Genomic DNA, 12,284 nt, shown 5'->3' with positions numbered 1-12,284 from the left:
TTTTCCTGAGGGTTCGCGCATGTTCGAACAGCTGTCACTCCTGTCCTTTGCCAGCGGCGGCTGGGGCTCGGCCTTGCTCGCCGGGGCCCTGGTGACCATCGCCCTGGCGCTGGCCTGCGTGCCCATCGGCCTGCCCCTGGGCTTGCTGGTAGCCCTGGCCACGCGCTCGAAAAACCGCTGGGCGCGGGCCTGGGCCACGACCTTTTCCACGGTGTTTCGCGGCCTGCCGGAGCTGTTGACCCTGCTGATCATCTACTACGGCTGCCAGATCGCCGCGCAGAAGATCCTCGGCGCCCTGGGCTACCCCGGTGAAGTGGCGATCAACACCTTCGTCGCCGCGATGATCGCTTTCAGCCTGGTGTTCGCCGCCTTCTCCAGCGAGATCTGGCTGGCCGCGTTCAAGACCCTGCCCAAGGGCCAGTACGAAGCCGCCAGCGCCCTGAGCCTGTCGCGCCGCACCACCTTCACCCGGGTGCTGCTGCCGCAACTGACCCGCATCGCCCTGCCGGGGCTTTCCAATAACTGGCTGTCGCTGCTCAAGGACACCTCGCTGGTGTCGACCATTTCCCTGGTGGACCTGATGCGCCAGACCAACCTCGCGGTCAGCGTGACCAAGGAACCCATGCTGTTCTACAGCGTGGCCTGCTTGGGCTACCTGTTCTTCTCGGCGCTGTCGGGGCACCTGTTCAGCTTTCTTGAACGGCGCTTCAACCGTGCGCAACGGAGCCTGCAACCATGAGCCTGGATGACCTGCTGAACCTGTTCCTCAACCAGGAACTGCTGGAACGCTACGGCCCGCGCTTTATCGACGGCCTGCTGGTGACCGCCAAACTGGTGGCGATCTCCTTCAGCCTGGGCGCCGTGCTCGGCCTGCTGATCGCCCTCGGGCGGCTGTCCAGCAATCAGTTCCTGCGGCGCTTCACCGGGGCTTATGTGTACTTCTTCCGCGGCTCGCCGCTGCTGGCCCAGCTGTTCATGCTGTATTACGGCCTGGGTTCGTTCAAAGGCTTCTGGCAGGACGTGGGCCTGTGGTGGTTCTTCCGCGATGCGTGGTTCTGCACCCTGCTGGCCTTCACCCTGAACACCGCCGCCTACCAGGCGGAGATCCTGCGCGGCAGCCTGCTGGCCGTGGCCCAGGGCCAGCGCGAAGCCTGCAAGGCCCTGAGCCTGTCGCGCTGGACCGCGTTTCGCAAAGTGATACTGCCGCAGTCGCTGCTGATCGCCATCGGGCCTCTGGGCAACGAGCTGATTTTGATGATCAAGGCCAGCGCCATCGCCTCACTGGTGACCATCTACGACCTGATGGGGGTGACCAAGCTGGCCTTCTCCCGCAGCTTCGATTTCCAGATCTACCTGTGGGCTGCGGTGCTCTACCTGCTGATCGTCGAGGTGGTGCGGCGCAGCCTCAAATACCTGGAAGGCCGCCTGGGCCGGCACCTGAACTGAACCCTTTAGCGGGCCGCCGCGCGGCCCCTGTCATAAGGACTGAAACATGCATTGCCAAACCCTCGTTCTGGGCGCCGGAATCGTCGGCGTCAGCAGCGCCCTGCACCTGCAGGCCCGCGGCCGCCAAGTGGTCCTGCTGGACCGCCAGCCCCCGGGCAACGGCACCAGCCACGGCAACGCCGGGCTGATCGAACGCGCCAGCGTGATTCCCTACGCCTTCCCCCGGGAAGTGACCAAGCTGGTGCGCTACGGCCTCAACCAGCAATCCGACGTGCGCTACAGCCTGCGCCACCTGCCCAAGGCCGGCCCCTGGCTGCTGCAATACTGGCGCCACTCATCGCCCAAGGGCCTGGCCGCCGCCACCCGCGCCATGCTGCCGCTGATCGAACGCTGCGTGAGCGAACACCTGGCCCTGGCCCGCCCGGCCAACATGCTGGAGCTGATCGCCGACGGCGGCTGGCTCGAAGCCTTCAACGACCCACAGGCCTTCGACTTCGCCCAACGCGCCGCCGCCGACCTGCGCGACTACCAGCTCAACTACCGGGTACTGGACCGCACTGCACTGCTGGCCCTGGAACCCGGCCTGCACCCCGATGTAGTAGGCGGCCTGCACTGGCTCGACCCCAAGACCGTCAGCGACCCCGGCGGCCTGACCCGCGGCTACGCCGAATTGTTCAAGCAACGCGGCGGCCAATTCGTCATCGGCGACGCCCTGAGCCTGACTCAGATCGAAGGCGGCTGGCAGGTGCACAGCGAACTCGGCCCCATCACCGCCCAGGAAGTAGTGGTGGCGCTGGGCCCGCAAGCCAGCGGCATCTTCGAACCCCTGGGCTACCGCATTCCCCTGGCGATCAAGCGCGGCTACCACATGCACTACGCCGCCCTGCCCGGCACCCGCTTGCAGCACCCGATCCTCGACCCGGTGGGCGGCTACGTCCTGGCGCCGATGGTGGGCGGCATCCGCCTGACCACCGGCATCGAATTCGCCGACCGCGACGACCCCATCAACGAAATCCAACTGCGCCGCTGCGAAGCCCTGGCCCGCCGCTTCTACCCCCTGGGCGAACGCCTCGACGCCGAACCCTGGCTGGGCCGCCGCCCGTGCCTGCCGGACATGTGCCCAGTGATCGGCCCCGCCCCGCGCCACCCCGGCCTGTGGTTCAACTTCGGCCACGCCCACCACGGCCTGACCCTGGGCCCGGTGAGCGGCCAGCTGCTGGCGCAAATGGTCACCGGCGAAACGCCCTTCACCGACCCCACTCCTTACCGCGCCGAGCGCTTCAACTGACCGACGGAGAACCGCCATGCAGACCCAGACCGCCCCGCTTTCCGCCGCCTCCCAAGCGCCCGTTCACCCCGCCGTCGATCCGCGTGAAGTGGTGATCGATATTGCCGGGCTGAACAAGTTCTACGGCGCCTTCCACGTCCTGCACGACATCGACCTCAAGGTGCGCCAGGGCGAACGCATCGTCCTCTGCGGGCCTTCTGGCTCGGGTAAATCCACCCTGATCCGCTGCATCAACCGCCTGGAAATCTCCGAAAAAGGCCGCATCCTGGTGGACCGCACCGACCTCTCGCAAAACACCCGCGAAGCAGCGCAAGTGCGCAGCCAAGTGGGCATGGTGTTTCAGCACTTCAACCTGTTTCCGCACATGAGCGTGCTGGACAACTGCACCCTGGCACCGATGACCGTGCGCGGGTTGTCGCGGAAAAAGGCTGAAGAGTTGGCGCGGGGGTTTCTGGCCAAGGTGGGGATTGAGAATCAGGCGGATAAGTACCCGAACCAGCTTTCAGGTGGGCAGCAACAGCGCGTGGCGATTGCCCGGGCGTTGTGCATGGAGCCGAAGATTATGTTGTTTGATGAACCGACCTCGGCGTTGGACCCGGAGATGGTGAGTGAGGTGTTGGATGTGATGGTGAAGCTGGCCGGCAGCGGCATGACCATGCTGTGCGTCACTCATGAGATGGGGTTTGCGCGGCAGGTGGCGGAGCGGGTGTTGTTTCTGGATGGGGGACGGATTGTGGAGGATGCGCCGCCGGAGGAGTTTTTTGGGGCACCGAAGAGTCCGAGGGCTAAGGCGTTTCTTGCGCAGATTGTGCATTGAGTGGAGGGGTGTATCGCTGGGTACTCATAGACTTCCTCCTATGCTCAAAGCATAGGCCGGGGATGTCTACCTTTCCGGGGGCAGTCCACCTAATGCAACAGTCGCTAATTGTTACGACATAACCGCTCAAATATCTCACCCAATGCACGGTTGCCGCCCTCAAACCCCGCCCCTATAGTTCCCCTTCGCAGCAACATCCGCGAACGACCTTGGCCGGTCGAATTACAACGCAGCATCAGCGTCCACAACACCTTTGCAGTCGCCTATCCGGTGCCCGCGACAGGATGTTATGACGGCTGTGCGCGGTGATTCTCCGGTGGTCATAAGCGCGCACAGCGGTCATTTTCTTCGTCGTCGGCAGCTCAGGTGATTGCTCCATTAACAGGAGCTGTACCGATGATTGACCAGCCACTCTCGCGCTTTACCGCCGTCGACACCCACGACGCCAACCAAGCCGTTTTCTACCTCGACACCCAAGCCTCCCTGAGCGATCTGGCCAGCACTGCGGCCCATCGTTTCACCGTGGTGCGGGATCTGATGGACACGCTGTCCACGCTTAACCTGAAAGACATTGCCGACTGCGACCTGACGCGGGTCACCCGTGGGGTGCATCTGCTCACCCGGGAGGGTTGCGCGGTGCTGGAGGTGATTCAGTGGCGAACAGCGCAAGAGTCCTGCACGCCATTGAACTCAACCAGCGCGTAAAACGCGCTTGGCTTTGCCCCGGCCTTTGATCTTGCTTTGGCTTTTGATTTTGATCTTCCTGCCCCCTCCAGAAGGCCGAACGCAGGCGTTGCGTAGGGGGCAGCTCGGCATGGATGCCGAGCTAGCCGCCCCAGGCCATGGATGGCCTGTGGCGGCGTGCCCCCGGAGCAATGCCGGAGTGAGGGAACGCCGAGCCTAGGCGAGGCGCCGGATGCGGGGGCAGGAGCGTTTTGCTTACTTTTGCGCTTTTCAAAAGTGAGTCGCTGTAAGAGCGAAACCCTAAGCGGCCGTGACCGCAGCAACGGATATGTACACAGAACCGTATGAAGTCAGGTAGTGCGAGCGCCGACCATTCGAAAGCCCATGAGAGAAATCGTTATCTGGACAACCAGAACCAGACACAGCAATACCGCTGCCATTCCCCAGTCACCGTGGTCGGCGATAACCCCCAACGTCGCGATCATTATCGTGGCGCCAATATTGCCGACTAACCAGAAAATTGAGGTCGCCGTCCCAGACCTGGAGAGTCCGGCAGTGTCGGCTATCAGTTGCAGCAGAAGAGGCAGCGGAGATAACAGCGCGGCACCGATCACGATCCCTGCCAGACTCAATATCCAAGGGGAACCCGAGGTGAACAGCAGTACCGTGCCTCCCCCTGCCAACAATGAAACCCCGGACAGAATGCACCCCACGGTTGCACCGCTACGAACCAGTAAAGGCATGAACGTCATACCCGCGATACCACCGGCCAACATCAGAACAACGATAAACCCTGAAACCTGGGCATCGATCCCCTGACGCAACAGGATCGGCTCCAGCCATGTCGTAATGGCGGAGAAATAGCCGTTGGTTAAAAAAATCATCAGCAAAACAGCCGTGAACGGAGCCGTGCGCAATAAATCGACACCCTCCGCCAGTAAACGGCCGCCGGACTTGGTCGGAGCGGACGTTGTTTGCACAAGAGGGCCATCTCGCGGGACATAAATGAAGGTCAATAGCGCAATCAGCCCCAGGATCGCGACGTCAATCAACAACGAACTGCTGACGTTCCCCTCCTCCGTCAACGGGACAATCATGAACGCGGAGCCTATACCCAGGAAAATCACCATACTGAACAGCGTCGTGACCCGCACATGTTCATCTTCAGAAAACCAGGTGATCATCAACTTGACGAGCAGCGACATGGTCAAGGGTTGAACAAACCCGAACAACAGTTGGCCGGCAAGCAGGTATTCATAATGGGGTTGTAACACCCGGATCAATGCCGCCAACAACATGGCAATGGCGGTGATACGCAACGCTGTTTGCACCGATATCCGGTCAATCAGGCCACCACTGGGAAGTGCCAGCGGTAATGCAAGTGCCGTCACAGCCAAAGACAATGAACCGACTTCCCCATAAGTAATACCGTACTGGGTGGCCACCTGATCCGTGATAGGCGCAAAGCGCATCCACTCATACTGGGTCAACGCCAGCATGCCGGAGTAAATACAAAGAATACGGTAACGTACTGGGATCACTTTAATCTCCCGCAAGAAGACACAAGTGAAGTCCGGGGCGAATGCGCCGGACCTTGAGTTCACACTGTGCAATCAAAACGCCCTCACAGGGCATTGGTTGTCAGCAACCTTAATACTTGATTCCGGTTGCCAGGCTCCAGTCACCGTATTGCGTGCGGGAAACTGTAATATCGCGAAAACCGGCAATCGTCAGCAGCTCCCTTATCTCGGTCTCTGACAATTGCTGACCCTGGGTCCACAGCAACATGTTCGCGTTATAAGCCGCGACATTATGTGGGCCGGTCTTTTCTTTATTAAAAAACATCTCATGAAGAATGATACGGCCGCCGCTGGGCAGTGCATCAAAACTCTTTTTGGCCAGAAACAGACACTTGTCCAGCGGCCAATCATGAAAAATATCACTGTAAAGATGCACATCGGCGGCTGGGTACTCAGACGTCCAGATGTCTCCTTTATGGGTTGTGATGCGCCCCGCCATCCGGTATTGCTCGACGTAGGTATCGGCAATGTCGCAGACATAGGGAAGATCAAAGATCACGGCATTCAGTTCAGGCCATTTCTCCAGCGCACAAATAGAGTGAACACCCGAACCACCGCCCACATCCAGAAGACAGCTATACCCGGACAGATCAATCCGCCCCGACCAGGCCCGAGCCGGTCCTTTGCTTTTGCTGTGCATCGCCTTGGTGAAAATTTCGCTGTGTAACTGGTCCTGCGCATTGTTCTCAAACAGATCAGTCTCACCGAACAACCCGGACTCTCCACTGAGCATCGACTCTTTGAAGAATGCATAAGAGAACGCATCTTCTTTGTGGCGTGCGGATTGCAGGACCCCGCTGAACGAGGTCTCCGACTTGCGGGTCAGAAACGCTTGCGCCAAAGACGTCAGGCCATAGCACTCCCCACGCTTCTCAAGCAGCCCCTGACTGGTGCACATAGCCACAAGCGCCTGTGCGGCCCGAGGTGCCAGTTCCAATGCCGAGCCGATTTCCCCCAGCTTCAGCGCTTTGCCCTCAAGCAGATCAAACAGTTTTACTTCATCGGCAAAAAACAAGGTGTAGGTATTGATAAACCCGAAGTAGATATCAAATATCTGTTTATCACTGTGATGCTCCGTGTGCACTGTACTGTCCATGTAGATGCCTATCCCATTTCAAAAATGCCGTTGAAGACCATCAACGATGCCATGACAATAGAAACCCTCAACAACACGATCAAACGCCTGCCTGGCCTCATGCGAAGCGTTGCCCACCAGGTAACCATGTGAACAGCCCTTCAACATCTCGATGTCATTGCAACTGTCCCCGAAGGAGATGACCCTGGCGGGGGAAATCTCATGTTTCTTGACGATGAAATCGACCCCCTGCTTCTTTCCGCACCCCGGGTGCATGATGGCGACATCGTAGACATTCTCAGGGTCGCCGGCGGCGGCACTGGCGTAGGTAATTGAGGCCTCAAGGCCAACCTGCAAACAGAGTCTATGTATCTGCTCGATGGCGATTGCTTCATTGCCATCGGCATTCAAGTAATAACCCCGAATGCGCTTTTGCTGAAAAGCCTCCGACTGCAACGTCAACTCAATACCCTCTCGCTCGAACAGGGTGCTCAGCCTCATGACCCGCTCTGGAAAGGTTCCTGCGCCTTGTAACGGCCAACCCTCATCCTCCAGAACACTGTCCGGGTGATTCCAGTACAACTCGGTTCCCAGACTGGTCAGTGCAAAGTCCCAGGGAAACTCGGGGTATCTCTTCATCTTGTCCAGGACCACCGCTTGACTGTTTCCCGTGGCCCAGCCAAATAACAGGTGGTGCTTGCGTTTGAGTTGATTCAAACAGCTTTCCAGTTTGTCTATCCCGGCATCCGCCTCGCGAGACGACAAGACCGGCATAAACGTCTCGTCAAAATCAGAAACTATCAACCAGGTGTCTTTGCTCGTCATACCTGCTCACTCTCTGATGAGTCCCATGGACTGTGAGGATATTTCAATCCGGGAAAACTCCCCGACCGCTCCCTCGGAAAAGGGCGACTGCACACTAAACCCGACGCGCACTTCATCCGGGCAGTTGCTCACATAGAACGCCCGATGAAAAACCACGGCACCCTCAGAGCCACTCAGATAACACGAGAACACATCCCCACTTCGCGAAATGAACAGCCGCACAGGCTCATCGTTTACCTCGATGCCATTGACTTCATCGCTATAGGGCGATGAATGCACCGATACGATCTTCTTGTTGCTGCCGTACTCTTCAACACCGAACTTCAGCTTGTGCAGCCCGACGTGAAGAAAGAGCCCTGCAGCATCAAACTTGGCCAGGCTGAATAACTTGATGTCAGCGCCAAGGGCAAACTCTCCGGTCACCGACGTGAGCAAAGTGCCCAAGCTGTCCACCGTATGAAGCCCCGGAATATTGAACGAATCGCTACCGGGTTCGCTTCGCAGTTTCAGAACCGGCGCAACATAATGCAGCTGCGCGCAATGCTCGGCACCGAACACACGATCACTGATCCTCAGTACGGTGTTCGGGTCTTCGCGCAAAAGAGGTGTAGTGCCAACGGTGTCATCCATACAGGTTCATTCCGCCATCGACCGACAGGGATTGAGCCGTGATGTCTTCGTTCTCAAGCACCGCCAGACAGAACCGGGCAATGTTTTCCGGGATCTGTGTACGACCCAGCGGGATCAGGCCCTCCATGCGAGCCCACAAGTCATCCAGCGACTCGTTGGGCTCGATGAGGCGGTTCTCCAGGTACTTCCACATATTGGTTTTGACGATGCCGGGGCAAACGCAGTTGACCCGGATATTGTGAGTGGCCAACTCCAGCGCCAAGGCACCAGAGAAGCCCTGCAACCCGGCTTTCGCGGCGCAGTAGGAAGATATTCCAGGAAAGGCGACTTTTGCGGCAATGGAGCTGATGTTCAGGATCGCGCCGCCCTTGCCTCTCTGGATCAGTGCGCGGGCAGCCTCACGCGACGTCAAGTAAGGTGCTGTAAGGTTGGTTTGCACGATCGCGTCAAACTCGCTCAGCGCTGATTCAACCGTGTTGATCAGATGGCTGCTGCCAATGGCGTTGACCAAGCCGTAAAAGTGCTCTGACTCATGGACAACGCCACCTACGGCTTCTATGACCTGGGCTTCAGACGTTGCGTCGACCGCAATGGCCTTTACCGAAAGCCCTTGCTCCACCAGATCCGCCGCCAGCGTGCGAGCCGCCTGATAACCACTGACCTCCTGAGTTTGATAGTGGTTGATTGCATTGGGTGTCCGGTCGGTATCAAAGATGTAGACATGAATACCTTCTTTGGCCAGTACTTCAACAATCGCGGCGCCGATGCCTCTGGCACCGCCCACAACGATCATGGTTTTACCGGACAACTTGCCTTGCGCTTTATTTCCCTGCGTCATAAACCACTGCTCCTGAATCCATAGAAGGCCTGCCGAACCCTATACAGGGCTCAGAAAACCAATAAATAGTTGAAACGGTATTTAAACGTGTGAAGTCTAATTAACTAATGCGTACGGCGGGTCAGCCAACAATGCACCCAGTACTTGAGGTGCAACTTTTGCCTGGAAAGGCTCGATGGTCGGCCACTCATAGGCATCACTGAAGACCTTGCGAACTCGAATCAGCAAACTGGACTCAATGTATTCAGCCAGGTTGAAGCGACCACTGTTATGTTCTACGACAATAATTTCGGCACATTGGCTCAGCATCTGTTTAACCAGCTCAAGATCCGGCCGAACGGACAGAAACCGGATATGCGTGCATCTTTTTGTCGTGGCGACCTGAAAGGCTTCGTATGCCATCGACTCCGATGACACTATCAATGAACCGGCGGCAAACTCGGGCTGAAAAATATAGATATCTTCAGACAGCTTCCGGTACTTCTCCCTCAGGGCACACACTCTTTCCATGGGCTGGTCGTACATTAAGTACAGGCCGTTTCCACCCTTTGCTTTCTGCCGATGAATACAGGCCAACAGATCGAGAGGGTCTGTCAGTTCGTATACGGTTTCTTCCGTCAGCAAGCTGAATACGGTTGAGGCGTACGTAGCGCCGCCCCACACACCGTTCTTCCGAGCGCCAATGACATGCAAATTACGACAGGCGATCAAAGCAGAGTGCAGTACATCTATCGCGTTGAGGTAATACTTGTCATCGGTCAGGACAAACTTCAGTTCATCATCCGGGCACCCCATCGCGCAGGTCAGCAACGCTGACTCGGCCAGGCCGGTGTTGCAATAACCGGACAATGACTTAAGGCCAAACCGAGCGGCCAGATCCGCGGTGAATACATGGGCAGGTGCCCCTGACCGAACTTCTTCGATAATGTCGGCCGTCCGACTGCAACTGGAAGCTTTCCTCAGATCATTCTTCTGCTGATCGTCCGTTGACGTCATCAAACTCTGATGACTGGCACGTTTGAAGGAGTGAACGCCTTTTTCGGTATGACAGATGATCGCGGTCGACCGATGGTCCTTCTCTGCCTGGCGAATGTGTTCACTGATCGCCTGGGTGTCGTGTCCATCCACTTCATAAACATCAGAAAAGTAGGCGGCCAGATACTCCGGCCTCAACTTCCCGGGAAGTGGGTCAATCCCTCTGCCATTGTTGTCCACTATCAACGTCAGGTTCTTGACCTCAAGTTCGCCAATCAGGCGAATCGCCTCGAAAGACACCCCTTCGTTCAACTCACCGTCACCCGCCACACAGATAACACGTGCATCACGATTGGTATTGGCCCGCCCCAACGCAATGCCCACTCCCTCGCCAAGGCTATGCCGCATGCTGTAGGCAAAACCGTAGTGTTTATTGACAACGGCCGGAACCTTGTCGTGAACCGCAGCTAAAAAAGCCAAAGGCATACCGTTGAGCACATGACGATAAGCATAAAACAATGGCGCAATATGCCCCCTGCCAATTACCAGATCCTGATTGGCCACCCCTGCCGCATTGCAGAACTCCAATGCAAACAGTGCTTCGGCAATGTTCAGTGACGACAGGCAAGATGCCAGGGTTCCGTAACCGGCAATTTCATGAATCCGCTCCAGGCACACCCTGACGTCTGAATAGAAAGGCGTAAATTGTCTGGCGATGGCTACCGACAGTTCGTTGATCGTCTGGCACTTCGACGCCTCGGCAATACCGACTTCAACTTCCTCATTGGCACGCACATACTCATCGGCCGTCAGGTACGCCTTGCGTTTATGCACGCTTTGACGAATACCATGTAACGGCGTCAACAGGCTGGCAACTGGCTCGAGGTCATAACTGACTAATTGATTCATTCAACACCTCGAACACGTCACTTAGCGTTTCCTCTGACATGATGTAGGCGGGCGCCAGGCAAGCCCAATCTTCCTCACCTCGGATAATCAACTTCCTTTCAAAGCACAGCCCACCCAATTTCTTGCCTGCCTGCTCTCCAAGGCTTGAGTCCAAGGTTATGCCGATCAGCAAGCCTTGAGATTCAATCCGGGCGATACGCTCATTCCCGGCGATTTCGTGACACAGCGCCTGAGTCTTTGTAATGAGTTTTTGTAACTGCCCTGCGGCCTCTATCTGTTCCAGCACGCGCATCGACGCATTGATGGCCGCGATCGAAACCGGGTTGCTTGCATAGGTATGCGAATAGGAAAACGGGATCCACGGCTCTGGCTTGTCAAACACCGAGGCGATTTTATGGGATGTCACCATAGCGGATGCCGGGTAATAACCACCGCTGATGCCTTTACCGAGCGCGACGATATCGGCAGAAACCCCAAACTGATGGGTATTCAAGAACTCTCCGGTTCGAGAGGCGCCGGTCACGATTTCATCGGTAATCATCACAATATCGTAACGGTCACACAGTTCACGAATACCGATCAGATACTCGCGGGGAGTTTGCCGCATCCCTTTCAAATGGTTGACCGGCTCGAAAATGATGCAAGCGATCTGCTCCGCACCATAATGAAGAATAATATTCTCCACATCCGCCACGCTGTGCATTTCCAACGCCTGACCTTCGTGAACGACAGGGAATGGCGGGTTGATCCGAATAGTGTCGTAACCGCTGCAACGCAGGTCCTTGAAATCGTTCCTGCCGGTAATACTGTGGGCCCCCAAGGTGGCGCCGTGATAGGAGTGCTTGCGGCAGATCACTTTCTTCTTGAACGTATTGCCTTTGCGCTGGTGATATTCCAAGGCCATGGCAATCGACGACTCGATGGCTTCCGAGCCGCTGTTGACATACAGCACGCCGCCATCTTCCATCTTGGCGCGTTTGAGCAGCTGCTCTGAAGTTTCAAACAGCTCGGACGAATAGAAATGATCCTTGGGGTGGAAAGGCAGATCCGTCAACGTTTTGGAAATATGCTGCTTGATGGGGTCGCACGAATACCCGAACGGTACGTTAAACATGCCCGAAATCGCATCCGTGTAGATGCCACCCTCTGCATGAACACTGACATCTTTAACAGAACCAACAATTTGGTCTTTCACGCGTGACTGATAGACAAACATC

The 12,284-nt window shown here is 57.1% G+C and carries 12 protein-coding genes; 5 read left to right on the top strand and 7 right to left on the bottom strand.

Going from position 1 to position 12,284, the window contains the following annotated elements; translation table 11 throughout:
• Positions 1-19 precede the first annotated feature (19 nt).
• From WIN67_RS11475 to WIN67_RS11455, 5 genes are all read left to right on the top strand, one after another.
• Positions 20-739, top strand: coding sequence for an ABC transporter permease subunit (locus tag WIN67_RS11475; protein WP_339071269.1), 720 nt, complete (start codon positions 20-22; stop codon positions 737-739).
• A complete protein-coding gene (locus tag WIN67_RS11470) occupies positions 736-1,446 on the top strand; it encodes an ABC transporter permease (protein WP_016962591.1) in 711 nt (236 codons plus the stop codon). Before WIN67_RS11475 ends, WIN67_RS11470 begins: the two co-directional genes overlap by 4 nt.
• A 46-nt stretch (positions 1,447-1,492) precedes the next feature.
• Positions 1,493-2,734: an FAD-binding oxidoreductase gene (locus WIN67_RS11465; protein ID WP_339071267.1), complete on the top strand. Its 1,242-nt coding sequence runs from the start codon at positions 1,493-1,495 to the stop codon at positions 2,732-2,734.
• Positions 2,735-2,750: 16 nt separating this feature from the next.
• The gene (locus tag WIN67_RS11460; protein WP_339071265.1) at positions 2,751-3,551 is read left to right on the top strand and encodes an amino acid ABC transporter ATP-binding protein; all 801 of its coding nucleotides are present in this window, start codon (positions 2,751-2,753) and stop codon (positions 3,549-3,551) included.
• Positions 3,552-3,947: 396 nt separating this feature from the next.
• Positions 3,948-4,256, top strand: coding sequence for a hypothetical protein (locus WIN67_RS11455; RefSeq protein WP_339071264.1), 309 nt, complete (start codon positions 3,948-3,950; stop codon positions 4,254-4,256).
• A 329-nt stretch (positions 4,257-4,585) separates the two neighbouring features.
• On the opposite strand, the gene WIN67_RS11450 is transcribed toward WIN67_RS11455, so the two are convergent.
• From WIN67_RS11450 to WIN67_RS11420, 7 genes are all read right to left on the bottom strand, one after another.
• Positions 4,586-5,776, bottom strand: coding sequence for an MFS transporter (locus tag WIN67_RS11450; RefSeq protein WP_339071263.1), 1,191 nt, complete (start codon positions 5,774-5,776; stop codon positions 4,586-4,588).
• A 109-nt stretch (positions 5,777-5,885) separates the two neighbouring features.
• Positions 5,886-6,911: a methyltransferase gene (locus tag WIN67_RS11445; protein ID WP_339071262.1), complete on the bottom strand. Its 1,026-nt coding sequence runs from the start codon at positions 6,909-6,911 to the stop codon at positions 5,886-5,888.
• Positions 6,912-6,929: 18 nt separating this feature from the next.
• The gene (locus WIN67_RS11440; protein ID WP_339071261.1) at positions 6,930-7,715 is read right to left on the bottom strand and encodes an HAD-IIB family hydrolase; all 786 of its coding nucleotides are present in this window, start codon (positions 7,713-7,715) and stop codon (positions 6,930-6,932) included.
• A gap of 6 nt (positions 7,716-7,721) precedes the next feature.
• On the bottom strand, positions 7,722-8,345 hold the full coding sequence (locus tag WIN67_RS11435) for a DUF1349 domain-containing protein (RefSeq protein WP_339071260.1): 624 nt from the start codon (positions 8,343-8,345) through the stop codon (positions 7,722-7,724).
• On the bottom strand, positions 8,338-9,183 hold the full coding sequence (locus tag WIN67_RS11430) for an SDR family NAD(P)-dependent oxidoreductase (protein ID WP_213666017.1): 846 nt from the start codon (positions 9,181-9,183) through the stop codon (positions 8,338-8,340). Before WIN67_RS11430 ends, WIN67_RS11435 begins: the two co-directional genes overlap by 8 nt.
• Before the next feature lie 96 nt (positions 9,184-9,279).
• Positions 9,280-11,067: a 1-deoxy-D-xylulose-5-phosphate synthase N-terminal domain-containing protein gene (locus WIN67_RS11425; RefSeq protein WP_339071259.1), complete on the bottom strand. Its 1,788-nt coding sequence runs from the start codon at positions 11,065-11,067 to the stop codon at positions 9,280-9,282.
• Positions 11,045-12,283 (bottom strand): aminotransferase class III-fold pyridoxal phosphate-dependent enzyme, encoded by a 1,239-nt coding sequence (locus tag WIN67_RS11420; protein ID WP_123392728.1) that lies wholly within the window; start codon positions 12,281-12,283, stop codon positions 11,045-11,047. The genes WIN67_RS11425 and WIN67_RS11420 overlap by 23 nt, the downstream gene beginning before the upstream one ends.
• Position 12,284 lies beyond the last annotated feature (1 nt).

It is taken from the genome of Pseudomonas idahonensis (genome assembly GCF_037903935.1).
Taxonomy (GTDB): domain Bacteria; phylum Pseudomonadota; class Gammaproteobacteria; order Pseudomonadales; family Pseudomonadaceae; genus Aquipseudomonas; species Aquipseudomonas danubii.
The sequence above is the reverse complement of the archived record's forward strand: the minus strand, read 5'-3'. Positions and strand labels throughout refer to the sequence as shown.

Excerpts from the sequence above, each read along its gene's own strand:
- WIN67_RS11435 (WP_339071260.1), bottom strand. The coding sequence starts at position 8,345 with ATGGATGACACCGTTGGCACTACACCTCTTTTGCGCGAAGACCCGAAC.
- WIN67_RS11455 (WP_339071264.1), top strand. The coding sequence starts at position 3,948 with ATGATTGACCAGCCACTCTCGCGCTTTACCGCCGTCGACACCCACGAC.
- WIN67_RS11460 (WP_339071265.1), top strand. The coding sequence starts at position 2,751 with ATGCAGACCCAGACCGCCCCGCTTTCCGCCGCCTCCCAAGCGCCCGTT.
- WIN67_RS11430 (WP_213666017.1), bottom strand. The coding sequence starts at position 9,183 with ATGACGCAGGGAAATAAAGCGCAAGGCAAGTTGTCCGGTAAAACCATG.
- WIN67_RS11445 (WP_339071262.1), bottom strand. The coding sequence starts at position 6,911 with ATGGACAGTACAGTGCACACGGAGCATCACAGTGATAAACAGATATTT.
- WIN67_RS11440 (WP_339071261.1), bottom strand. The coding sequence starts at position 7,715 with ATGACGAGCAAAGACACCTGGTTGATAGTTTCTGATTTTGACGAGACG.
- WIN67_RS11425 (WP_339071259.1), bottom strand. The coding sequence starts at position 11,067 with ATGAATCAATTAGTCAGTTATGACCTCGAGCCAGTTGCCAGCCTGTTG.
- WIN67_RS11470 (WP_016962591.1), top strand. The coding sequence starts at position 736 with ATGAGCCTGGATGACCTGCTGAACCTGTTCCTCAACCAGGAACTGCTG.
- WIN67_RS11420 (WP_123392728.1), bottom strand. The coding sequence starts at position 12,283 with ATGTTTGTCTATCAGTCACGCGTGAAAGACCAAATTGTTGGTTCTGTT.
- WIN67_RS11475 (WP_339071269.1), top strand. The coding sequence starts at position 20 with ATGTTCGAACAGCTGTCACTCCTGTCCTTTGCCAGCGGCGGCTGGGGC.
- WIN67_RS11465 (WP_339071267.1), top strand. The coding sequence starts at position 1,493 with ATGCATTGCCAAACCCTCGTTCTGGGCGCCGGAATCGTCGGCGTCAGC.